The sequence below is a fragment of the Pelagivirga sediminicola genome (assembly GCF_003072125.1).
GTDB classification, from domain to species: domain Bacteria; phylum Pseudomonadota; class Alphaproteobacteria; order Rhodobacterales; family Rhodobacteraceae; genus Roseovarius; species Roseovarius sediminicola.
Genome location: NZ_QCYH01000003.1, coordinates 131,593 through 154,921, shown reverse-complemented (window position 1 = coordinate 154,921; position 23,329 = coordinate 131,593). Strand labels below are relative to the sequence as shown.

14 protein-coding genes, 3 tRNA genes, 3 rRNA genes and 2 pseudogenes are annotated in these 23,329 nt (G+C 60.8%); 12 read left to right on the top strand and 10 right to left on the bottom strand.

The features are described 5' to 3' along the window. The first annotated feature begins 9 nt into the window (after positions 1-9). The 8 genes from DC366_RS19840 to DC366_RS19835 all read left to right on the top strand — a co-directional run bounded on the left by DC366_RS19840 (position 10) and on the right by DC366_RS19835 (position 7,588). Positions 10-633: a hypothetical protein gene (locus tag DC366_RS19840; RefSeq protein ID WP_165802864.1), complete on the top strand. Its 624-nt coding sequence runs from the start codon at positions 10-12 to the stop codon at positions 631-633. Positions 634-1,175: 542 nt separating this feature from the next. Continuing rightward, a 16S ribosomal RNA gene (locus DC366_RS07045) occupies positions 1,176-2,644 on the top strand. A 176-nt stretch (positions 2,645-2,820) separates the two neighbouring features. Continuing rightward, positions 2,821-2,896: transfer RNA gene (locus tag DC366_RS07040), tRNA-Ala, on the top strand. Positions 2,897-2,917: 21 nt separating this feature from the next. Beyond that, positions 2,918-2,994 (top strand) — tRNA-Ile (locus tag DC366_RS07035). Between the two features lie 479 nt (positions 2,995-3,473). Further along, positions 3,474-6,969, top strand: a 23S ribosomal RNA gene (locus DC366_RS07030). A 112-nt stretch (positions 6,970-7,081) separates the two neighbouring features. Further along, positions 7,082-7,196: ribosomal RNA gene (gene rrf, locus DC366_RS07025) — 5S ribosomal RNA — on the top strand. The 16S, 23S and 5S rRNA genes sit together here with 3 tRNA genes alongside, the layout of an rRNA operon. A gap of 83 nt (positions 7,197-7,279) precedes the next feature. Further along, positions 7,280-7,356, top strand: a tRNA-Met gene (locus DC366_RS07020). A gap of 55 nt (positions 7,357-7,411) precedes the next feature. Then, positions 7,412-7,588 (top strand): hypothetical protein, encoded by a 177-nt coding sequence (locus tag DC366_RS19835; RefSeq protein WP_165802863.1) that lies wholly within the window; start codon positions 7,412-7,414, stop codon positions 7,586-7,588. A gap of 241 nt (positions 7,589-7,829) precedes the next feature. Here DC366_RS19835 and DC366_RS07015 read toward each other — a convergent pair. After that, positions 7,830-8,967, bottom strand: a pseudogene (locus tag DC366_RS07015) (IS3 family transposase). Between the two features lie 378 nt (positions 8,968-9,345). On the opposite strand from DC366_RS07015, the pseudogene DC366_RS20245 reads away from it, so the two are divergent. From DC366_RS20245 to DC366_RS07005, 3 genes and pseudogenes are all read left to right on the top strand, one after another. Continuing rightward, positions 9,346-10,057: pseudogene (locus DC366_RS20245) on the top strand (dimethylglycine dehydrogenase); the annotation flags it as partial. A gap of 73 nt (positions 10,058-10,130) precedes the next feature. Next, the gene (locus tag DC366_RS20240) at positions 10,131-10,469 is read left to right on the top strand and encodes a glycine cleavage T C-terminal barrel domain-containing protein (RefSeq protein WP_243405063.1); all 339 of its coding nucleotides are present in this window, start codon (positions 10,131-10,133) and stop codon (positions 10,467-10,469) included. A 3-nt stretch (positions 10,470-10,472) separates the two neighbouring features. Continuing rightward, on the top strand, positions 10,473-11,786 hold the full coding sequence (locus DC366_RS07005) for an aspartate aminotransferase family protein (protein WP_108691498.1): 1,314 nt from the start codon (positions 10,473-10,475) through the stop codon (positions 11,784-11,786). Positions 11,787-11,806: 20 nt separating this feature from the next. Here the strand turns inward: DC366_RS07005 and DC366_RS07000 are convergent, their stop codons facing one another. Next, positions 11,807-12,667, bottom strand: a complete 861-nt coding sequence (locus DC366_RS07000; RefSeq protein WP_279305754.1) for an SDR family NAD(P)-dependent oxidoreductase — start codon at positions 12,665-12,667, stop codon at positions 11,807-11,809. Here DC366_RS07000 and DC366_RS06995 point away from each other — a divergent pair. Continuing rightward, a complete protein-coding gene (locus tag DC366_RS06995; protein WP_108691496.1) occupies positions 12,652-13,311 on the top strand; it encodes a rhomboid family intramembrane serine protease in 660 nt (219 codons plus the stop codon). The genes DC366_RS07000 and DC366_RS06995 overlap by 16 nt on opposite strands. A gap of 83 nt (positions 13,312-13,394) precedes the next feature. Here DC366_RS06995 and DC366_RS06990 read toward each other — a convergent pair whose 3' ends face one another. From DC366_RS06990 to DC366_RS06955, 8 genes are all read right to left on the bottom strand, one after another. Further along, entirely contained in the window at positions 13,395-14,309 is a 915-nt protein-coding gene (locus DC366_RS06990) for an AEC family transporter (RefSeq protein ID WP_108691495.1), read from the bottom strand. Between the two features lie 70 nt (positions 14,310-14,379). Beyond that, positions 14,380-16,620, bottom strand: coding sequence for a TRAP transporter permease (locus tag DC366_RS06985; RefSeq protein ID WP_108691711.1), 2,241 nt, complete (start codon positions 16,618-16,620; stop codon positions 14,380-14,382). A gap of 82 nt (positions 16,621-16,702) precedes the next feature. Beyond that, complete coding sequence (locus tag DC366_RS06980; RefSeq protein WP_108691494.1) at positions 16,703-17,683, bottom strand: TAXI family TRAP transporter solute-binding subunit; 981 nt, start codon at positions 17,681-17,683, stop codon at positions 16,703-16,705. Between the two features lie 283 nt (positions 17,684-17,966). Further along, on the bottom strand, positions 17,967-19,052 hold the full coding sequence (locus DC366_RS06975) for an ABC transporter ATP-binding protein (RefSeq protein WP_108691493.1): 1,086 nt from the start codon (positions 19,050-19,052) through the stop codon (positions 17,967-17,969). A gap of 20 nt (positions 19,053-19,072) precedes the next feature. Further along, on the bottom strand, positions 19,073-19,873 hold the full coding sequence (locus DC366_RS06970) for an ABC transporter permease (protein ID WP_108691492.1): 801 nt from the start codon (positions 19,871-19,873) through the stop codon (positions 19,073-19,075). Positions 19,874-19,877: 4 nt separating this feature from the next. Then, entirely contained in the window at positions 19,878-20,738 is an 861-nt protein-coding gene (locus DC366_RS06965) for an ABC transporter permease (protein ID WP_108691491.1), read from the bottom strand. A gap of 63 nt (positions 20,739-20,801) precedes the next feature. Next, positions 20,802-21,818 (bottom strand): ABC transporter substrate-binding protein, encoded by a 1,017-nt coding sequence (locus DC366_RS06960; RefSeq protein WP_108691490.1) that lies wholly within the window; start codon positions 21,816-21,818, stop codon positions 20,802-20,804. A gap of 40 nt (positions 21,819-21,858) precedes the next feature. Continuing rightward, entirely contained in the window at positions 21,859-23,328 is a 1,470-nt protein-coding gene (locus DC366_RS06955) for an aldehyde dehydrogenase (protein ID WP_108691489.1), read from the bottom strand. Between the last annotated feature and the right edge of the window lies 1 nt (position 23,329).

Here is a 23,329-nt window from a genome sequence, read left to right as displayed (position 1 = left end):
GCAATCTGCGTGAATCATGATCTTTGTACTGACTTCTCATTTCCCAACATTATCAGCAAAAAAGCCGTCCATTTTGGACGGCTCTTCGCTGGCAGGAAGGTGACGCAGTTAGATGACGCCGTCCACGTCAGCTCGCCGATAAATCTTATTATAATGCGGTGGAAATTGGAGGAGGTGAATCCCCAGCTTATCGAGCTTTGCACTGACATGCTTGGCTTGTGTTCCAATTCGGTGAGCAAATATTCGAAGCCCAAGTCGCGCACGTTTGCTGCCGGTGAGGCCGTGATGGGTGTAGATGCGATCCTTCGCGACACCGAGACCGATGAGGACCGCGCGCTGCGCGTCGAGGTCCTAGCTGTCGGTGGAACAGCGTGCGTATCCGATACGGGTTTCCGTCAAACTGTAACGCATGACGCCCCTTCAATGATATTATCATCCCCTGTCCGCTGGCCGATCCCCTTAAGGACGCCTGCTTTCAAAAACTTGCAAGTTCAAGGCAACGAGGAAACGGACGGCGACCTGAACGAGGTCGGCGAGATGCCTGGAGCGCAGAGGAAGCGGACCGTGCTAGCGCGGATGAGATCAAAACGATTCTATCGTTTACGTAAGGGAGGCGCGACGGCAAACCGCTAAAATCCATGTCGGCGACACCGGAATACACCCCTAACCTCTTATTTTATCATACAATTCTTTCTTTTTTCTCATTTTTGTTTTTTGGTTACGAAAGGGGGTTGCGGGTTTGTTTGGTTGGGCTTAGAACCCCCTTCACCGGCGGCGCAGGGATGCACCACTGGCACATTGGAGAGGCGGACGGGGCGTTGTCCTGGAGGTCTTGACGGTGGCGATATTCGGGGATAGATGAGGCGGACGGCGCTCGTAGGTTTGGGCGCGGTTTGTTTGATTTGTCTTGGGGCTTTTGGCTCCGACGCTCTTTGAAATTGATGGTATCTGAAGAGATATGTGGGCGGTTTGGTTCATTCGATGAACTTACAACTGCACATATGTCGCGCTGCTAGGGGCAACCCGATGATGCAGTGTCAGCTTCACTGTTTGGCAGGGTTTTCGGTTTCTGATGAAACTGGAAGCACATGACAAACAGATTGCGCCGACCTTAGCCGGTCGGGGCAAATATGTGCAGAGGTTCGAACGTCAAGGATAAGCTGGCAACAGCTTTTCAACTTGAGAGTTTGATCCTGGCTCAGAACGAACGCTGGCGGCAGGCTTAACACATGCAAGTCGAGCGAGGTCTTCGGACCTAGCGGCGGACGGGTTAGTAACGCGTGGGAACGTGCCCTTCTCTACGGAATAGTCCTGGGAAACCGGGGGTAATACCGTATACGCCCTTCGGGGGAAAGATTTATCGGAGAAGGATCGGCCCGCGTTAGATTAGATAGTTGGTGGGGTAATGGCCTACCAAGTCTACGATCTATAGCTGGTTTTAGAGGATGATCAGCAACACTGGGACTGAGACACGGCCCAGACTCCTACGGGAGGCAGCAGTGGGGAATCTTAGACAATGGGCGCAAGCCTGATCTAGCCATGCCGCGTGAGTGATGAAGGTCTTAGGATCGTAAAGCTCTTTCGCTGGGGAAGATAATGACTGTACCCAGTAAAGAAGTCCCGGCTAACTCCGTGCCAGCAGCCGCGGTAATACGGAGGGGACTAGCGTTGTTCGGAATTACTGGGCGTAAAGCGTGCGTAGGCGGATCAGCAAGTTGGGGGTGAAATCCCGGGGCTCAACCCCGGAACTGCCTCCAAAACTGTTGGTCTAGAGTTCGAGAGAGGTGAGTGGAATTCCGAGTGTAGAGGTGAAATTCGTAGATATTCGGAGGAACATCAGTGGCGAAGGCGGCTCACTGGCTCGATACTGACGCTGAGGTACGAAAGTGTGGGGAGCAAACAGGATTAGATACCCTGGTAGTCCACACCGTAAACGATGAATGCCAGTCGTCGGGCAGTATACTGTTCGGTGACACACCTAACGGATTAAGCATTCCGCCTGGGGAGTACGGTCGCAAGATTAAAACTCAAAGGAATTGACGGGGGCCCGCACAAGCGGTGGAGCATGTGGTTTAATTCGAAGCAACGCGCAGAACCTTACCAACCCTTGACATACTCGTCGTCGCTCCAGAGATGGAGCTTTCAGTTCGGCTGGACGAGATACAGGTGCTGCATGGCTGTCGTCAGCTCGTGTCGTGAGATGTTCGGTTAAGTCCGGCAACGAGCGCAACCCACATCCCTAGTTGCCAGCAGGTCAAGCTGGGCACTCTATGGAAACTGCCCGTGATAAGCGGGAGGAAGGTGTGGATGACGTCAAGTCCTCATGGCCCTTACGGGTTGGGCTACACACGTGCTACAATGGTAGTGACAATGGGTTAATCCCCAAAAGCTATCTCAGTTCGGATTGGGGTCTGCAACTCGACCCCATGAAGTCGGAATCGCTAGTAATCGCGTAACAGCATGACGCGGTGAATACGTTCCCGGGCCTTGTACACACCGCCCGTCACACCATGGGAGTTGGGTCCACCCGAAGGCCGTGCGCCAACCTGTTTACAGGGGGCAGCGGACCACGGTGAGCTCAGCGACTGGGGTGAAGTCGTAACAAGGTAGCCCTAGGGGAACCTGGGGCTGGATCACCTCCTTTCTAAGGATTTTCCTGGCATCTCGAGCTTGCTCTTGATCGTGGAAAACTTAGCAGGTCGGCAAACAAAGCCGACCACATCAACTGAATTTGCTTTGCAAATATCAGCATGGGCCGAGCCGTCCTCATATCTCTTCAGTCACTAGGTCCTGCGCCACCAGCGCGGGGCTCCAAAGCATGGGGCCTTAGCTCAGCTGGGAGAGCGCCTGATTTGCATTCAGGAGGTCAGGAGTTCGATCCTCCTAGGCTCCACCACGTGGCTTTGACCGAAAGAATGGGTCGGTAGCTCAGGTGGTTAGAGCGCACGCCTGATAAGCGTGAGGTCGGAGGTTCAAGTCCTCCTCGACCCACCATTTTGCCGTGGAAAGTGGGCCATGCCCGATATGATCATCAAGCGCTGCGTGGCAGTGTTTGATCGTCATATCGACGTCGTTGATGTTCCCTTGAGGAATTCGACGGTTTTACATCGTAAAGAGAGATACAAATAACGACACTGTCGGTGTCCGCGCGTTAGCGGCTCACCTCGGTTCGGTGCTGGAGGGCTTTGGCCTGACAGCGAGCGTATGACACGGTTGCTTCCTCGACCGTCCATGCGTCTGCCGGCTGAAACAGCAGTGTTGTCCAAGTCAAGTACACTAACCCGGACTGAGATCTGCACGGATCGAAGTCCTGAACAGCCGCAAGGCTGTTCATTGTCTGGACGTCATGTCCAGGCGGGAAAAGTATGACTTTTGTTCCGGAATAAGGGCCCCCTTTAGTTACCAGCTGGGGAGGCCGCGACTGGCGAAATCGTCCTCTTGCAGGGCGGTCAAGTCTGTCTTTTTCTGGATCAAATCAAGCGCGAAAAGGGCGTTTGGTGAATGCCTTGGCAGTAAGAGGCGATGAAGGACGTGATACTCTGCGATAAGTCATGGGGAGCTGAGAATAAGCTTTGATCCATGAATTTCCGAATGGGGCAACCCACCTGACAGTTTGTTATAATTGCTCTTCGGAGCAGCTTATAACGGGCTGAAACAGGTACTTATAGACTGAATACATAGGTTTATAAGAGCAAACCCGGAGAACTGAAACATCTAAGTACCCGGAGGAAAGGACATCAATATGATACTCCCCTAGTAGCGGCGAGCGAACGGGGACCAGCCGAGCCATGAGTGTGAATAGAACGTGTTGGGAAGCACGGCCATAGAGGGTGATAGCCCCGTATATGAAGCATGATTGGACGTATTAAGTAGGGCGGGACACGTGAAATCCTGTCTGAAGATCGGAGGACCACCTTCGAAGGCTAAGTACTCCTTACTGACCGATAGTGAACCAGTACCGTGAGGGAAAGGTGAAAAGCACCCCGACGAGGGGAGTGAAACAGTACCTGAAACCGAACGCCTACAATCAGTCGGAGCTTGACTGGACTCTAATGACAATCTGCATCAGAAATGATGCTTTATATAGAGATGAGGAAATGAATATGTCGGATCTGGCCGTTGTGACGGATGGAACATTCGCGGTTGTCGGCCTCGTTCTGGGGCTGATCAACATGGGGGTGAACCATTGCCCGAATGATGGCTGCTTTGCCAGGAACGAGGTGACGCCTTATCTTGGCCTGTCCGTTGGCGATCTGGTCTTCCAGGAAGACAGCGTCGGTGAAGAGATCTACATCCGCAAGCAGACGGGGATGGCCCGCGGGCCGTTCCAGTTCACCTACGGTGCCTCGATCACCGACGAGGGTGGTCTGTGGGTCGGGATCGGCAACACGACGACATATACGACGCCGAACAACCGGTGGTTCGCACAATTCCACTCGATGCCCGGGCTTTACGCCCGCGGCGGCGAGGAGGATCTGGGCGGTCCGATCGAATGGCGTTCCGGCATCGAGCTGGGATACCAGAACCGGGAGGGTGTCCGCATTGGCCTTGGCGCCGACCATCGGTCGAACGCGGGGATCTACAGCGACAACCCCGGCATCGAAACGGTTCATTTCCGCGTCTCCATCCCGATGAAGTGATTGTCATCAGTGTCCAGTCTTGTGACGGCGTACCTTTTGTATAATGGGTCATCGACTTGGTCTATCTAGCAAGCTTAAGCCGTTAGGTGTAGGCGCAGCGAAAGCGAGTCTTAATAGGGCGCATGAGTTAGATGGATCAGACCCGAAACCGAGTGATCTAGGCATGACCAGGCTGAAGGTTAGGTAACACTAACTGGAGGGCCGAACCCACACCTGTTGAAAAAGGTCGGGATGAGTTGTGCCTAGGGGTGAAAGGCCAATCAAACTCGGAGATAGCTGGTTCTCTGCGAAATCTATTTAGGTAGAGCGTCATCCGAATACCCTCGGGGGTAGAGCACTGGATGGGTAATGGGGCCTCACCGGCTTACTGATCCTAACCAAACTCCGAATACCGAGGAGTACTGGATGGCAGACAGACAGCGGATGCTAACGTCCGTTGTCGAGAGGGAAACAACCCTGACCTACAGCTAAGGCCCCTAATTCATGGCTAAGTGGGAAAGCAGGTGGGACGACCAAAACAACCAGGAGGTTGGCTTAGAAGCAGCCATCCTTTAAAGATAGCGTAACAGCTCACTGGTCTAAACAAGTTGTCCTGCGGCGAAGATGTAACGGGGCTCAAGCCATGAGCCGAAGCTTAGGGTGTGCAGCAATGCACGCGGTAGCAGAGCGTAGTGTGACATAGTTTCATGTCTCTTTAGCTCATTTATTGCGAGACCAACGCGCTCAAGTAGCGAAGCGGTAGCGCAAAATATAATGAGTGTCGGAGACACGAAGCTTTCGATGAAGCGGGCGCGTGAGCGATCCCGTGGAGAGATCACTAGTGAGAATGATGACATGAGTAGCGACAAACAGTGTGAGAGACACTGTCGCCGAAAGTCCAAGGGTTCCTGCTTAAAGCTAATCTGAGCAGGGTAAGCCGACCCCTAAGGCGAGGCCGAAAGGCGTAGTCGATGGGAACCAGGTTAATATTCCTGGGCCAGATGGAAGTGACGGATTGCGAGGGTTGTTCATCCTTATCGGATTGGATGGGCCGTTTAGCAGTCCCTGGAAATAGCTCCATCGCTGGATCGTACCCTAAACCAACACAGGTGGACTGGTAGAGAATACCAAGGCGCTTGAGAGAACCACATTTAAGGAACTCGGCAAAATACCTCCGTAAGTTCGCGAGAAGGAGGCCCGGTGTTCACGCAAGTGGATGCCGGGGGCACAAACCAGGGGGTGGCGACTGTTTACTAAAAACACAGGGCTCTGCGAAGTCGCAAGACGACGTATAGGGTCTGACGCCTGCCCGGTGCCTGAAGGTTAAAAGGAGGGGTGAGAGCTCTGAATTGAAGCCCAGGTAAACGGCGGCCGTAACTATAACGGTCCTAAGGTAGCGAAATTCCTTGTCGGGTAAGTTCCGACCTGCACGAATGGCGTAACGACTTCCCCGCTGTCTCAAATGTGGACTCAGCGAAATTGAATTGCCTGTCAAGATGCAGGCTTCCCGCGGTTAGACGGAAAGACCCCGTGCACCTTTACTACAGCTTCGCACTGGCATCAGGATTGTGATGTGCAGGATAGGTGGTAGACTTTGAAGCAGGATCGCCAGATTCTGTGGAGTCATCCTTGAGATACCACTCTTCGCACTCTTGATGTCTAACCGCGGTCCGTTATCCGGATCCGGGACCCTGCGTGGCGGGTAGTTTGACTGGGGCGGTCGCCTCCTAAATCGTAACGGAGGCGCGCGAAGGTTGGCTCAGACCGGTCGGAAATCGGTCGTTGAGTGCAATGGCAGAAGCCAGCCTGACTGCGAGACTGACAAGTCGAGCAGAGACGAAAGTCGGTCATAGTGATCCGGTGGTCCCAAGTGGGAGGGCCATCGCTCAACGGATAAAAGGTACGCCGGGGATAACAGGCTGATACTGCCCAAGAGTCCATATCGACGGCAGTGTTTGGCACCTCGATGTCGGCTCATCTCATCCTGGGGCTGGAGCAGGTCCCAAGGGTACGGCTGTTCGCCGTTTAAAGAGGTACGTGAGCTGGGTTTAGAACGTCGTGAGACAGTTCGGTCCCTATCTGCCGTGGGTGTAGGATACTTGAGAGGAGTTGCCCCTAGTACGAGAGGACCGGGGTGAACGTTCCACTGGTGGACCTGTTGTTGCGCCAGCAGCAGTGCAGGGTAGCTATGAACGGACAGGATAACCGCTGAAGGCATCTAAGCGGGAAGCCCCCCTCAAAACAAGGTATCCCTGAGAGCCGTGGTAGACCACCACGTCGATAGGCCGGAGATGTAAGCGCAGCAATGCGTTCAGTTGACCGGTACTAATTGCTCGATAGGCTTGATTTGATCCAGTAAAAGCCAGACTTCACGGGCAAACCGTGACAAGGCTCTGAAAACATCGGTCATACACACCATAAACATCAGTATACTGACTTGGACATTCGAAGGTTTTTCTCGGTTTGGTGATCATAGCGCGAGCAAAACACCCGGTCCCATCCCGAACCCGGCCGTTAAGTGCCGTAGCGCCCATGGTACTGCGTCTCAAGACGTGGGAGAGTAGGTCGTCGCCAAACCTAGTAAAACCTTCGATAAAACGTATCTCTCTTTCGATAAATCCTCACAAGACAAACAATCGTCCCTGTGAGGAACAAAATGCCGCGGGATGGAGCAGCCCGGTAGCTCGTCAGGCTCATAACCTGAAGGTCGTAGGTTCAAATCCTACTCCCGCAACCAACTTTAGCGAAGACGCACTTTCTTCAAGGCCCGCCAACTCGGCGGGCTTTGCTTTTTGGAGCATTTTCAACAGATTGCCTTGAAGATCCATCCGGTGCGCCTGTTCGGCCTGATCCCAGATGACCACGATCCGGTCGATCATATCGCGCAGTTCATCGGCTGCGCGCCCGATAACCCCCTCGGTCTCCAACGTCTGTGTCTGATTGTTGATCAGCTTCCGATAGAGCGGTGAGAGGTCCTCGGGGAGCTGCGGTGCCTCGGCTTCAAGCACGGCGACCGCCGCAAGCTTCTCGGACAGGGACTGTTCGACCTCCTTCAGTCGCTCTATCAGCGTCGGGTGGTCGCAGTCCTCGACGGCGCGAACAAGGTTTTCGCGCTTGCCTTCGAGTTCCGCAATCTGCGTGTCGAGCAGGGAGGTGGTTTGGTCTGTCTGATCAGTTTCGAGCCGTTTCTTAAGTGGATTTCCCGCTCGGTTATGCCGCGACCGGGATTGGTCGCGACGGGTTGGGGTATGCCTGATCGGGCGTCTGCCCGTCCGGCGATGAATGCGGTCTTCTGCCGTTGTAGAACATCAGATATCGAGCCAGGCTTTCGCGCGCGGCCGGGACGCTGTCGTAGGCGCGCAGGTAGACCTCCTCGTATTTGATCGTCCGCCACAACCGTTCGACAAAAACGTTGTCTCGCCACGCGCGTTTCTCGTCCATGCTGATTTTGATGTCGGCGTCCTTCAGCGTCTTGATGAAGTCGATGGATGTGAACTGGCTGCCCTGGCCGCTGTTCATGATCTCTGGTTTGCCATGGTGGCGCATGGCGTCTTTCAAAGCCTCGATGCACGGTCCGGTTTCCAGTGTCGTCGACAGCCGCCGGGCTAGGACCTTGCGGCTGAACCAGTCCAGAACGGCGACCAGATAGACAAAACCGCGCGCCATAGGAATGTAGGTAATGTCCATGGCCCAGACCTGGTTCGATCGCGCCGCAGCCAGCTTTCTCAGCAGATAGGGATAGACTTTGTGGCCCGGCGCCGGTTTCGACGTGTTCGGCTTGCGATACAAGGCCTGGATGCCCATCCGCTTCATACAGGTCGCCACATGAAGCCGTCCGGCGGTAAAGCCTTCCTGACGCAGAAGACCTTTCATCATCCGACTGCCCGCAAACGGATACTCCATGTGCAACTCGTCGATCCGGCGCATCAGCAGGAGGTCATCTTCGCAGACAGGTCGCGGTTCGTAGGAAAGGCTGCCTCGGCTGATCCCGAGCAGTTCGGCTTGGCGGGCCAAACGCAGCTTGTGGTCATGGTTGGTCATTTATTTGCACTCCCCAACAGACCGGCCTTGCCGAGCGCTTCTCCCGAAAAATCATTTTCCAGCGTCAGCTGGCCAATCTTCGCATGCAACGATTTGACATCGATCTCTGGCTCTTTGGCCGCTTTCGGCCTGTCATCAAAAACATCCGTCATCCCATCGAGAAGCTGATCCTTCCCCTGCTTGATCTGGTTCGGATGCACGTCGAACTGCGTCGCCAGCTCGTTCATCGTCTTATCGCCCTCCAAAGCCGCCAACGCGACCTTCGCCTTAATGCAGAGCTGTGGTTCCGTCTGGGGCGTCTTGCCATCTTCGCTCCTTCGTCCCGGCACGCTGCCGGATCAAGAACGGAAAATCCACCTAACTCAACTGCTCAAATTGGTCGGGCCATCTCTTTTCTTCGAGCAGTGGAGCGCCGATGGCAGTCTGCCCTATGAGACCGCGGTGCAACCTTGGTCCATTGACGGCGTTCCGCCCCAATTCGGAGCCGATCTCATGTCCCCCGATCTGGACCGGGTCGAGCATATCATCGAGGCCGCGATGGCGCGCATCCTCGCGCTGAGAAACGGTGGGGTCAAATCCGTGGTGAACGGCCCGATCACCTTTACCCCCGACTACCCCCGACGCAAATCCGCTGGTCGGCCCGGCGCATGGCCTGCCCGGTGCATGGCTGCTGACCGGCTCGTCCATGGGCGTGGTGGAGGGCGGCGGCGCGGTCATGGGCGCCGCCAATGGCTGGGAGCGGCCCACCTGGTTTTCGGACACGCCGGGCGACGTGGCAACGCTTAGCTTCCGGCGGCCCAACTGGTTTGCCGCCGTCGCGCGCGAGATCGAGGCGGCCAGCAGCCGCGCGGCGCTGGCCGATCTTTCGGTGTTCTCGAAGTTCGACATCACCGGGCCGGGTGTGTACGCCTTTGTCGACAGTCTGGGCGCCAACCGCGCGCCGAAGATGGGGCGCATCGGGCTGACTCACGCGCTGACCCCGGCGGGCGCAACCCAGTTGGAATTCACCGTCACGATGCTGACCGAAGATCACGCCTATCTCAGCTCGGCGGCTGCGGCGGAGGAGATGGACCTTGACCTGCTGCGCGCGCACTCAGAGAACCACGATGTCGTAGTGACCAACGTCACGGAGACGTTCGGCGTCATCGGTCTGATAGGGCCGAAATCGCGTGATGTGCTGGCGCAGGTGACAGACGCGGACCTTGCCGCCTTCCCTTGGCTGACCGCGCAGACCATTCAGGTCGCGGGCAAAACCTTGCGCGCGCGTGTCCTACATAGGCGAGCTGGGCTGGGAGCTGCACATTGCAGCGAGGGACACGCGCGATGTGTTTCTCGCGCTGGAGCCGGCGGGTCAGCCCCACGGCATCGGCTATTATGGCGCTTTTGCCGCCAATTCGATGCGGCTGGAAAAGGGTTATCGCGGCTGGAGCAGCGACCTGACAACCGAGCGAACCCCCCGAGGAAAGCGGCATGGGCGCGATGGTCAAGAGCGGCCACAGCTACACCGGCCAACAGGCGCTGGCCCGCCGCCCAGCAGATCCGGCGCGCTGGGACATGGTCCTGTTGGAGATCGAAACCCAAGGGTTCGATCCGTTCTACGCCCATTCGCTTAATCGCGGCGGGCGCGTCGTGGGCATCGTGACATCCGGCGCGTATGGCCATCGCACGGGGCGGGCGCTGGCGCTGGCCTATCTGCGCGACCGCAGCGCGCGTGGCGGGCTGAGCGTTGAAATTCTGGGCCGACCCTGCGCCGCGCATGTGCTGGAGCGGCCCCCATACGATCCCGACAACACCAGACTGAAAGGCTGAGCGATGATGAAAACCGACTGGACGACAGACGCGACCGCCGCCCGACGCGACGCCTATTACGCGGCCTCGCTGACAAAATTCATGCCATTCCGCGAGCCGCTGGTCTTCAAAAAAGGCCAGATGCAATATCTCTGGGACGCGGAGGGGCGCAAATATACTGACCTTCTGGGCATGAACCTGTGCATTTCTGTCGGCCATTCCCACCCGCGCGTCGTTGCCGCCGCGATGGAGCAGGCGCAGGAACTGACCCACTGCACCACCATGTTCTACCACCCCGTTCCCGCCCATTTCGCCGAGGAACTGGCGGCAACCATGCCAAAGGGGCCAAACGGCGATATCGAATGGGTCGTGCATTTCACCAACTCGGGGTCCGAGGCCATTGATCTGGCGATGACGATGGCGCGCACCGCGACCGGCAATCTGGACCTTCTGGCGCTGCGCACGGCCTATCACGGGCCGACGGCGGCGGCGCAGTCGATCACCGGCATTTCAGGCTGGCGGCATCCGGGGATGCCCGGCAACGTGGCTTTCGTGCCCGAGCCGAACCAGTATCGCGGCATTTTCGGCCCCGGCACCCAGCTCTACCTGGACGAGATTGACCGCACGATCCAGAGCGCGACCACCGGGCGCCTTGCCGGGATGTTCATCGAATCCGTTCAGGGCTATGGCGGCATTGTCGAGATGCCGCCCGGCTATCTCAGCGGCGCGGCCGAGCGGGTGCGCGCGGCGGGCGGGCTCTATATCGCGGACGAGGTGCAGTCCGGCTTCGGGCGCACCGGCGATCATATGTGGGCGTTCGAGGCTGATGGCGTGATCCCCGATATCGTGGTCATGGCCAAGGGCATCGGCAACGGCTTCCCCCTCGGCGCGGTCGTCGCGCGCAAGGACGTTGCCGCACCCATGGCCGATAAGTTCATGTTCCATACTTACGGCGCAAACCCGACTTGCTGCGCGGCGGGGCGTGCCGTTTTGCAGGTGATCGACGAGGACAAGGTGCAGCAGAACGCCAAGGACGTCGGCGGCGCCCTGCTGGAGCGGCTGCGCGATCTGAAACAGCGCCATCCGGCCATCGGGGATGTGCGCGGGCGCGGCCTGATGCTGGCCATCGAGATGGTCAAGGACCGCAAGACGAAAGAGCCGGACCGCGACACCACCGCCGCCGTCTTCGAGGCGTGCCGCGATGCGGGATTGATAATGTCGAAATCCGGGCCGCACCAGTCGGTGCTGCGCATGGTGCCGCCCATGTGCCTGTCGATGCAAGATGTCGACAATGTGGCCGACGGGCTAGACGCGGCATTCACGGCGGCAAACGGCTGAGCCGATCGCGAAGGGCGTTGCTACCACAGCGCGCCGCCGGTGATCTGGATATTGTCCATCGTCAGGCCCAGTGCCTCGTCACGGCACAGGAATGCGGCAAGTGCGGCCACCTCACCCGGTTGGATGATGCGTTTTTGCGGGTTCTCCTCGCGGATCTCGCGCACCAGATCTGCGCTGCTTCGGCCCCTGCCCTCGCGCGCCGCGATCTCCGCGGTGTCGGAATGCAGCATGTCGGTCTCGACCCATGTCGGGCTGATCATGGTGCAGGCCACGCCATGCGCCGCGCCCTCCAGCGCGACGCAGCGGGTCAGGCCCAGCAGCCCCGCCTTGGATGCGCAATAGGCCGGATTGTCGGCCCAGCCCACGGTCGCGGCGGTCGAGCCGATGTTGATGATCCGGCCCCATTCACGCGCGATCATGCCTGGCAGCACAGCGCGCGTCAGGCGAAACGCGCCGGTCAGATTGGTGTCGATGACGCGCTGCCACAGATCGTCCGAGTGGCCGACAACCCCCTGCTCGGCAGTGATCCCGGCCGCGTTGATCAGGATATCGACCGGGCCGAGTTCGGCCTCGACACTCTCCATGGCCCTTGCAACGTCTGCGCCGTCGCACACGTCCAGCGGCACCGTCATGAACGGCGACTTCGCCCCCTGCGCCGCGCGCCGCGATCCGACAGCGACGCGCGCGCCGTGTTCAGCCAGCCGCGTGGCAATGGCCAGCCCCATGCCTGACAATCCGCCGCTGACAAAGGCGCAGCGACCGGCAAGAAAGCTGCCACAGGTCTGGCTGGCGGGATCGCCTTCTCGGCCGGAACCTTCGGCGGTTTGACCTTGGCCCCCTCGCCTTGAGCGACTACTTGGAAGCCATGAGGTCCAATTCACCACAAGATCGCCGCATCATCCGCACGGCGCCGCAAGCCGGGGCGCCGGGTTTCCTGTGGTGGCTTGTCGGCATCATGGCAGCGATCGAGCTGGTCCTCAGTCTTTCCGCATCGGGCCTTTTCGGAATGCCAAGCCTGCGCTGGCCTGCCTTCGTGCTGGGCGCGTTCTGGCAGCCGGTTCTCGCCGGGACGGTACCGCCGGTCTATCCGGGACAGACGGCTGTCATGTTCGTCAGCCATGCCTTTCTGCATGGTGGCATCGCGCATCTTGCGATGAACAGCGTCGTGCTGTTGACACTGGGCAAATTCGTCTCGGCCGAAGTCGGGGCCGCACGAACATTGCTGGTGCTGCTTCTGTCGGCGATTGGTGGCGCGGCCTGTTTCGGTGTGATCTCGCCCAGCCCCGCGCCGATGATCGGAGCGTCGGGTGCCGTCTTTGGCCTGATCGGGCTGTGGCAAGTGATGGATTATCGCCTCCGTCGGCGTGCGAAACTGCCCTTGCAGCCCATCTTCACGGCGATCGGGGGACTGATCGCTGCCAATATCGCGCTTTTCGTGATGCTGGGGGGCGGGCTGGCGTGGCAGGCGCATCTTGGCGGCTGGATCGCCGGTTGGCTTGCGGGGTATAGCTTTGCACGGCGTTGAACCATTTGCCCGGCAAAATGAAACGGCTGGCACCGCATTGAGCTTTGGCAAGCGAGAGGCGTCCGAAGATATTGGGGTGATAATCAGGGAAATGACAATATCGCCTGACCGACGAGAAGTGTCAGCGGCAGAGTCACGAAACTCAGCAGCGTCTGCGTCGTGATGATCGATGCCATCAGCGGCGCATCGCCCTGCATTTCGCGCGCGAGCGTATAGCTTGCCACGCCGGTTGGCAGCGCGGCAAAGACCAGCGCGATCTGAAACGTCAGAAGGTCGGGGCCGAGGAACAACGCGGCCAGAACAACCGCCGCCGGATTGATCACGAACTTGCCGATCATCGAAAGCCCGATGATCCGAACGGACCCGGTAAGCCCCCGGATCTGGAGATTCGCCCCGACACATAGCAGCATGATCGGCAACGCTGCATCGCCCAGGATACGGGCGATTTCATGCAGAACCGGCACCTCGTTCAGCCCCGCGAGGTTGAACAGGACGCCGACACCGATGCTCAGGATCAGCGGGTTTTTTAAAAGACCGCGCAAGATCGATTTTCCGCCGCCGCCCAACTGCCGCGTCATGAGCGTGACGACGGTGACATTGACCACCGGCACCAGAAGCGCGGAGCCGAGCACCGCGACCTGCAATCCGTTCATCCCGAAAACGGCCTCGGCGATCGCGAGGCCGATGAAAGTGTTGAACCGCGCGCTGCCTTGCAAAAGCGAGCTGGCCTTGGCCGCTGCCACGCCGCGCCCGAAAAGCCAGCCGCACAGGATCGCGGTAAAAAACCCCGCGTAGAGCAGGATCGCGTAATCGCCGAGGCCGCCGCTCAGATCGGCGGCCGAGATCTTGGAAAAGAAGAGCGCCGGCATCAGCACCCAATAGACCAGACGGTCATTCAGGTTCCAGAACTCGGTTGAAGGGATGCCGCCGCGCCTGAGGCCGTAGCCCATCAGGATCAGGGCAAAGACCGGTGCGATGGCCAAAAAGATCGTCAGCATGGTCGGCAGCCTTGATGGGACGCGCTGACGTTAGGTCGCGGCCGGCGCGGATGCAATATCGGGCGCGGGTTCAGTCGCTCCCGCGCACCGTGATCTGGGCATCGGCGGCGGGGCGGAATTTCCACTGAATGGCAAAGAGCGCAGCCGCCACCGCAACGCCGATCAGGTCCGTCACCAGCCCGCCCGCGATCATGCACAGCGCGCCAAAGACCAGCCCCAGCCGCATGAACCATGCCGCCCCGCTTCCGGCGAACCAGCCCTGCACGCCCGACGACAGAAGGTAGACGCCAAAGACCGCCGTGATGCCCGCGCGGATCACCTCGAACCACGTGCCGTCCATCAGGATCGCGCCGTTGTAGAAGAACATGAACGGCACGATGAAGGCGGAAATGCCGATCTTGAAGGACGCCACCGACGTCTCCATCGGGTTGGCGCCGGATATTCCTGCCGCCGCGTAACTGGCCAGCGCCACGGGCGGGGTGATGGCCGACACGACGGCGAAGTAGAACACGAAGAAATGCGCCGTCAGTTGCGGGATGCCCAGCTGCACGAGGCCCGGCGCCACCACCGAGGCCGCCACCGCATAGGCCGCCGTCGTCGGCATGCCCATGCCCAGAAGGATCGCGATGCACATCGCAAAGAAGAGGGCGAGGAACTGGCTGGCCTCGGCAAGGCCCAGCAGCACGGACGAGAACCGCGCGCCGACGCCGGTCAGGCTGATCACGCCGACGATGATGCCCGCGCAGGCGCAGACGGCGATGATCTGGATCGACATGATGCCGGCCAGCTCGAACGCCTTGATGATGCTGCGCGGACCCATGCGATAGGGGGTCAACCACGACACCACGGCGGCGGCGGCAGTGGCCAGCGTGCCCGCGCGGATGACCGAATAGCCCATGAACAGCGCATAGATCAGGATGATGATCGGGATGAACAGGAACACCCGGCGGACCATGTCGCGCAGCTTGGGCAGCTCGTCCGAGTTCATGCCGCGCATGCCCAGCTTGGCCGCCTCGAAATCGACCATGAAATAGATCGACACGAAATAGAGCACCGCCGGAATGATCGCGGCGATGGCGATGTCGGTATAGGGAATGCCGGTGATCTCGGCCATGATAAAGGCGCCCGCGCCCATGATGGGGGGCATGATCTGCCCGCCTGTCGAGGCTGCGGCCTCGACCGCGCCGGCGGTGCGCGCCGGATAGCCGACCTTCTTCATCAGCGGAATGGTGAGCGATCCGGTGGCGACGACGTTGCCCGCAGACGTGCCGTTGATCATGCCCATCAGTCCGGAGGCAAAGATCGCCACCTTGGCCGGCCCGCCGCGCGCCCGTCCGGCGGCAGCGAAGGCGAAATTCACGAAATAATCGCCGACCTTGGACGCCTGCAGGAAGGCGGCGAAGATGATGAAAAGGATGATGTAGGTGGAGGAAACAGCCGTGGTGGGCCCAAGGATGCCTGCGTCCGTATAGACTTGGCTGAAGAAGCGGGTCCACTGGATATTGGGCGCATTGAGGAATCCCGGAAGCATATCGCCGGTAAAGACATAGATCAGGAAAATCCCCGAAATCACGATCAGCGCAAGGCCCGCAACGCGGCGTGTCAGCTCCATGATCAGGGCGGTTCCCGCGACGGCAGCGAGACTGATCCCGATCGGCGCAAAGGGCGTGCCGGTCGAGTTGCGCATGAGCGTGCCGTAGATGGTGATCAGGTAGATGGCCACCGCAATCCCGCAGAGCGACAGCAGGACATCGGCAACCGCCACCTGCCCGCGTTCGCGCCCGCGCAGCCATCCGACGACGATTCCGATGGTCGTGGCGGCGATCAGGGGCAGGCCGTAGTGATAAATCTCCAAGGATTTATACTCGGGGCTCATGCCGTTCCATTGCACGCCGCTGGCGATCTGGCTGGCGATGCCCCACGCCGTCCAGATGGCGTAGAGCGCCGGGATCATCGCGGCCCACGCCAGAATGTCCAGCCACTGACGCGAGGGGCGCTCGCCCTCCTCCACAAAGGCGCGCGCGGAATAGAGGGTAAAGCCGAGGATCAGCGCGCCCGCGATATGCACGATGCGGAAATTCCACGTCTCCATCGGGAAGGTCGGCAGCAGGGGAATGCGCACGCCCGTCCATTCCTGAATGGACATGCCGTTCAGCGCAGCGATGTGGAAGAACGCATAGACCGCAGACATCGTCGCCATGATCATGTAGGTGCGCCCGGCGAACACGCGCTGATTGCCGTCAATGGGCTCTTCGTCCACGCCCTCTGCGATGATCGGCCCCTGCGGATCGCTGCTGTGCTGGTCGGTCATCAAATCGTCTCCCCCGAGGTGCCGCATGCGCGGCATGGACATGCCGCCCCGAAAGGGACGACATGCAGGATTCCAAAGCGGTTCAGTTGCCGTAGATCATGTCATCGGGGATATCGGCGCCCGCGTTTTCCTTGAACCATGCCGCCGCGCCGGGGTGCCATTTCAGCACTTTGTTCTTGTCCCAGTTCTCGGGCAGCGTCGATGCGGCGGCCTTGTGGATGCCGGTCATGCGTTCATTGTCGGACATGACCACATCGACGACCGCGTTGACGAAGGATTCGGGCAGATCGCAATTGGCAATGGCGAAGTTCCACATCGAGACCGAGCGCGCATCGTCCTCCAGCGTGCTGTAGGTGTTGGCCTTGATCGTGAATTCCGACACAGGGAACTCCTCGATCAGCTTGGCCTGCTCATCTTCGGTGAACTCGATGATGTTGACGTCGGTCTGCACCTCCAGCTGGCTGACGGCGGGGACGGGGATGCCGGCCGCAAAGGCGATCACGTCCAGCAGACCGTCCTGCAGCTGCCCGCCCAGATCGGTCCAGCCGCCGTTGCGGCGCTCGTACTCGACGCCGAGCGTGTCCATCATGCGCGGGAAATAGGTGTCCGAGGTGGACCCGGCGGGGCCAAAGCCGATCTTGGCACCGGCGGGGATGTCGCTGACCGACGCGATGCCGGATGAGGCCAGCGCGGTCACGGAAAACGGCGTCTGATACATCGGGAACATCGCGCAGGCCTGCGTCATTTCCAGCCCCGGCGCGATGGGGTTGGTGCCTGCCAGCGATTCGGCCGCCGGGCCCATGGTGGTCATGCCGAACGCGGCCTCGCCCGTATGGACCAGCGCCATGTTCTGCATCGGGCCGCCGGTGACTTCGCCGCCGCCCGTCAGGCCCAGCTCCTTGGCCACAAGGTTCGCCCAGCCCGAGCCATAGGCGAAATACGTGCCGCCCTGACTGGCCGTGCCAACGGTGAAGCTGCTGGGCCAGTCGGATCTGTCGACGTCCTGCGCAACGGCGGCGCCCGCCAGAATGGTGCTGGCGGCAAGAATTGCGGTAAATTTCATATCTCTCTCCCTTGGGTTGATCTTGTAGCGCGGGCAGTCTCGACGCGCCGCGCGAGGCCCTTGTGGACCGTATGCGCCCAAGTAGAGAGGCTACGACCTCTTATGACAAGGTAAAAATGAGGTAACTGGGCACTTTGAAACCAAGGCTCAGCGCTGTCCATCCTCAGGGTTTTTGGCACCAAAAGCGGCCTGGATCGAGCTGGCCCCCGAGGCTGCCGCATTCATAACCGGAGTTTGCGGCTCTGTGACCTGGTGTTCGCCCTGTTCAGGGTTTGGTGCTCTTCTAACCGTTGCTGAACAGGTGGCTTTCTTCGGCGTTCCATTGAAGATTTACCGTATCTCCCGGCCCGGCACCTTGCGCGCCGCCCGCCGAGAGGGGGGCGCGCACGGTCACGGTCTGACCCCAGGACGTGCGACCGTCGACCTGGATAGCATCGCCCAGAAATGTCGTGTCGAAGATCCGGATCGGCAGTCCGGCGCCTTGGGACGCGGCTGTTTCCAGGCGGATCGCCTCCGGGCGCACCATCAGGACGCTGCCCTCATTACCCGCACCATCGGTGTGCAACGGCACGCCGTCCATCTGAGTGCCGTCCGGGAAAACCGCCTTGGCGCGACCATCGCGGGCCCCCTGTGCCTCGACCTCAAGGAAATTGGAATTGCCGATGAATCCTGCGACGAACCGTGTCGCGGGATTGAAGTAAAGGTCATGACCGGTGCCCACCTGCTCGATCCGCCCCTGATTGAACAGGGCGATCCGGTCCGAGAGGCGCAGTGCCTCTTCCTGATCATGCGTGACATAGAGGATGGTGACACCCGTCTCCTTGTGAATGCGCCGGATCTGGGTCTGGATCTCTTCGCGCAGCTTCTTGTCCAGCGCCGACAGGGGCTCGTCCATGAGCAGGACGGGCGGATCATAGGCCAGCGCGCGGGCCAGGGCGACGCGCTGCTGCTGGCCGCCCGACATTTGCGACGGCAGGCGGTCCGCCATGTCCTGCAACTGCACCAGCTCCAGCATTTCGGCGACCTTGCTTTTGATCTCGGACGCGGATTTGCGCCGCACGCGCAGCGGGAACGCCACGTTCTCGCCCACGGTCAGGTGCGGGAACAGCGTGTAGCGCTGGAACACCATGCCGATGTTGCGCTTGTGCGACGGGATGTCCAGCAGCGCCTGACCGTCGAGGATGACCTCGCCCGATGTCGGTGCCTCGAACCCGGCAATCGCGAAAAGCGTCGTCGACTTGCCGGACCCCGAGGGGCCGAGAAAGGTCAGGAACTCACCCTTGGCGATGTCCAGCGTCACATCCTCGACCGCGATGACGGACCCATAGGTTTTGCGGATGTTCTTGATGCTCAGAAAGCTGTCAGTCATTTCTTCTGTCCCTTCTGGACTCATTTTTGCCGTCCTTTCTGGACGAGGGCGGCGACGATCATCAGGCAGATCGTCAATAGAACGAGGAGAGCGGACGCCGCGGCGATCACCGGCGACAGGTCCTGCCGCAGCGATCCCCAGATGCGCACCGGCAGCGTCTGCAGCGTCGGGCTGGCCATGAAGATGGCGACCACCACCTCGTCCCAGGACAGCAGGAAGCTGAAGATCGCGCCGGCGAACAGGCCGTGCCGGATGCCGGGCAACGTCACACGCAGCCGCGCCTCCCACGGGCTGGCACCGCAGACGATGGCGGCGTCCTCGATGGATTTGTCGAACGCCTCTAGCGCGTTCGAGATCGGGATGATCGCGAAGGGCAGCGCCAGAATGGTGTGCGCGATGACAAAGCCGGTCAGCGTGCCGTTCAGGCCGATCCGCAGGAAAAAGGCGTAGAGCGCGACACCGATCACCACCACCGGCAGGATCATCGGCGTCAGGAACGCGGCGCGCAGCGTCTCGCGGCCCCGGAAATTGCCACGCACCAACGCGAAAGAGGTCAGAAGGCCCAGCGTCACGGCGCAGATCGTCGTCAGTGCCGCGATCTTGGCGCTGGTCAGCATCGACGCCAGCCAGCGCGGATCGGCCAAGAGTTCCTGATACCACCGCAGCGTCCAGCCCGGCGGCGGAAAGGCCAGCCATTGGGACGAGCCGAATGACAGCGCCACGATGAAAATCACCGGCACCAGCAGGAAGATCGCGACGATCACGCTGAGCCCCACCAGCACCCAGCGCAGCGCGCCCATTGTCTTGAACGTCAACAGCATCGCGCTATCCCCCGACCGCGGTGCGCCCGGCGCCCAGATAGCGCACCTGCACCGCATAGAGCGCCAGCGTGATGACCAGCAGCACGAAGGCCGCCGCGCCCCCCATTCCCCAGCGCAAAAGCGACTGGACCAGCTGGGCGATCAGCTCGGCCAGCATCATGTTGGACGTGCCGCCCAGAAGGGCCGGCGTCACGAAATAGCCCAGCGACATGACGAACACGATCAATCCGCCCGAGGCGATGCCCGGCAGCGCCAGTGGCAAAAGCACCCGCCAGAATGCCTGCCAGCGGCTGGCCCCGCAAAGGGCGGCGGCCTGCAACGTGGCCGGATCGATCGTGCGCAGCGTCGCCTGCATGGGCAGGATGATGAAGGGCAGCATGATATAGACCATCCCGATGGTCACGCCCGTCAGGTTGTTGATCAGCGCCAGCGGCGTGTCGATGATGCCCAGCGCCATCAGCGATTTGTTCACCACGCCGGTCGTCTGCAGCAGCACCATCCACGCATAGGTGCGCGCCAGGAGGTTGGTCCACATCGACAGGAGCACGACGGCGAATATCACCCCTGCCCAGCGGGGCGGCAGCACCGCCAGCGCCCACGCCACCGGAAAGCCCAGCACCAGCGCGAAAAACGTCACCAGTGTCGCCACGAGGAAGGTGTTGAAGAACACGGTGGCATAGGTCGGCGTGGCGATCAGCTCGCGGTAGTTTTGCAGGCCGAAGCTGGGCTCGGTCACCGATTGCACCAGCAGCGACAGCACCGGTGCCACGAAAAAGCCCAAGAGCAGCAAAAGCGCGGGCAGCGCCAGCGCGGCGCCCTTCATACGGGACCGGTCGGCGGCCGGGTTGGCGGTGGCGGTGGTCATCTGTCGCGCGTCCCTGCATCGAGGATGGTGGCCGGGGCGCGCTTCGCCCCGGCCGAAATCAACTCACTCGGCCTGCCACGCATACCAGCGGTCGGCCAGCATGTCGCGGTTCTCGGCCCACCATGCCACATCTAGGTCGATCTGGGTGTCCTCATGCGCATCCGGCAGCGTCTTGGCCACTTCGGGATCCATCAACTCGGGCGACTTGAGGTTGGTGGGGGCATAGCCGCTGAGCGCGGCCATCTCGGCCTGGCCTTCGGGGCTGCTGGCGCGGGCGAGGAATTTCATCGCCGCGTCCTTGTTCGGCGCGCCCTTGGGGACGACCAGCGCATCGGCGGTGGTCAGGTTGTCCTGCCAGGAAATGCCCACATCGACGCCGGTCTGCTGCACGGCAAAGATGCGGCCGTTCCAGAACTGGCCCAGCGGTGCCTCACCCGACGCCAACAGCTGCTGCGACTGCGCGCCGCCGCCCCACCACACGATCTGATCCTTGATCGTGTCAAGCTTGGCAAATGCGCGGTCCAGGTCCAGCGGATAGAGATCTTCGGCGCTGACGCCGTCGGCCAGCAGCGCGATTTCCAGCACGCCGGGGGCCGACCATTTGTAGAAGGTCCGCTTGCCGGGGAATGCCTCAAGGTCGAACAGGTCCGCCCATGTCTCGGGCGTGTTATCGCCCAGCACTGCCTTGTTGTAGCCGATGACGAAGGCGTAATAGAAACTGCCGACCGCGTGATCGGTGGTGAAACGCGGGTCCAGATCGTCGCGCCCGATCACGTCGAAATCGAGCGGCTCCAGCAGGCCCTCCTCGGCGGCCTTGATGGCGAAATCCATCTCCACGTCGACCACGTCCCAGGAAACATTGCCGCTGTCGACCATCGCCTTCAGCTTGCCATAATCGGTGGGCCCGTCCATCAGCACGTTCAGCCCGTCGGACTCGGCCAGCGGCTCGGCCCAGGCCTTTTGCTGGGCGTCCTGCGTGGTGCCGCCCCAGCTGGTGAATACCATGTCCTGCGCCAACGCGGGCGTCAGGGCCGCAGAGGCCAGAACCCCCGCCAGTGCCGTCGTCTTGAAGTTTGTCATCGTTTTCCTCCCTGAAAATCGGTGATTGGTCCCGCGCCGGTCATCGCATGATGAACGGGTCGGGGATGGGTGCGTCGGATGTGTTCATCCAGACGGCCTTGGGGCGCGTGTAGTCCAGCATCGCCTCGGCGCCCGCCTCGCGGCCAAGGCCGGAGCGACCGAAGCCGCCAAAGGGCACGATGGGCGAGATCGTGCGGTAGGTGTTGACCCAGACCACGCCGGCGCGGATCGCCGCCACCACGCGGTGCGCCCGCGCAAGGCGGTTGGTAAAGACCCCGGCGGCAAGGCCGTAGGGTGTGTCATTGGCAAGGCGGACCGCCTCCTCCTCGGTGCGAAAGGTCAGCACGGACAGGACCGGGCCGAACAGCTCGGTCCGGACGCTGGCGGTGGCCGGATCGCTGCAATCGAGGATCGTGGGCTGATAATACCACTCCGCCTCCAGCCCCTCGGGCCGCGCGCCGCCGGTAACAAGGCGCGCGCCCTGCTCCAGCGATTTCGCCACGACCTCTTCGATCCGGTCCAGTTGTGCGCGCGTGGCCAGCGGGCCGATCTGCGTGGCTTCCGCATCGGGCGCGCCGATGACGATCTTTTCCGCCCGCTCCTTGAGCACGTCAAGAAGCCGGTCCTTCATGTCGGCGTGGACCAGCAAACGCGATCCGGCGACGCAGCTTTGCCCGGCGCCGCCGAAAATCCCGGCCATCACGGCATTGGCAACGTTGTCAGGATCGACGTCGTCGAACACCACGACGGGCGATTTGCCGCCCAGTTCAAGCGTGACATGGGCGAGGTTTTCGGCCGTGTTGCGCACGACATGGCGCGCCGTTTCCGGCCCGCCGGTGAAGGCGACGCGCGCGACCTTTGGATGCGCGGTCAGGGTCTGTCCGCAAGCCGCGCCAAAGCCGGTGACGATATTGACCACACCGGGCGGAATGCCTGCCTCATCCACCAGCCGGGCGAATTCCAGCATCGGCGCGGGGCCATCCTCGGACGCCTTCAGAACGACGGTGCAGCCCGCCGCCAGCGCCGGGGCGATCTTGACCGATGACAGGAAAAGCTGGCTGTTCCATGGCACGATGGCGGCGACGACACCGATCGGCTCGCGCCGGGTCCAGACCTGCATGTCCGGCTTGTCGACGGGCAGATGCGCGCCCTCGATCTTGTCTGCTAGGCCCGCGTAATAGCGGTAATATTCGGCGGCATAGGCGGTCTGGCCCATCGTTTCGCGCAGGATCTTGCCGGTGTCGCGCGTCTCCAGCCGCGCCAGGCGCTCGGCATTCGCGGCGACCAGATCGGCCAGCTTCCACAAGAGCCGACCGCGCGCCGTGGCAGTCAACCCCGCCCATTCGGGCGCGGCAAAGGCCCGGTCCGCCGCATCGACGGCGCGGTTCACGTCATCCTCGGTCGCGGCGGGCATCACCGCCCACGCGGCGCCGGTGGCGGGATCGATGCTCTCGAAACTCTCGCCGCCATCGTGAAAGCCGCCGTCGATGTAATGCTGAAACCGCTCCATC

Bases quoted from the DNA above. Each gene is read 5' to 3' on its own strand.
- DC366_RS20240 (WP_243405063.1), top strand. From the start codon at position 10,131: ATGGGCGCGATGGTCAAGAGCGGCCACAGCTACACCGGCCAACAGGCG.
- DC366_RS07005 (WP_108691498.1), top strand. From the start codon at position 10,473: ATGATGAAAACCGACTGGACGACAGACGCGACCGCCGCCCGACGCGAC.
- DC366_RS06995 (WP_108691496.1), top strand. From the start codon at position 12,652: ATGAGGTCCAATTCACCACAAGATCGCCGCATCATCCGCACGGCGCCG.
- DC366_RS06990 (WP_108691495.1), bottom strand. From the start codon at position 14,309: ATGCTGACGATCTTTTTGGCCATCGCACCGGTCTTTGCCCTGATCCTG.
- DC366_RS06985 (WP_108691711.1), bottom strand. From the start codon at position 16,620: ATGACCGACCAGCACAGCAGCGATCCGCAGGGGCCGATCATCGCAGAG.
- DC366_RS06980 (WP_108691494.1), bottom strand. From the start codon at position 17,683: ATGAAATTTACCGCAATTCTTGCCGCCAGCACCATTCTGGCGGGCGCC.
- DC366_RS06975 (WP_108691493.1), bottom strand. From the start codon at position 19,052: ATGACTGACAGCTTTCTGAGCATCAAGAACATCCGCAAAACCTATGGG.
- DC366_RS06970 (WP_108691492.1), bottom strand. From the start codon at position 19,873: ATGCTGTTGACGTTCAAGACAATGGGCGCGCTGCGCTGGGTGCTGGTG.
- DC366_RS06965 (WP_108691491.1), bottom strand. From the start codon at position 20,738: ATGACCACCGCCACCGCCAACCCGGCCGCCGACCGGTCCCGTATGAAG.
- DC366_RS06960 (WP_108691490.1), bottom strand. From the start codon at position 21,818: ATGACAAACTTCAAGACGACGGCACTGGCGGGGGTTCTGGCCTCTGCG.
- DC366_RS06955 (WP_108691489.1), bottom strand. From the start codon at position 23,328: ATGGAGCGGTTTCAGCATTACATCGACGGCGGCTTTCACGATGGCGGC.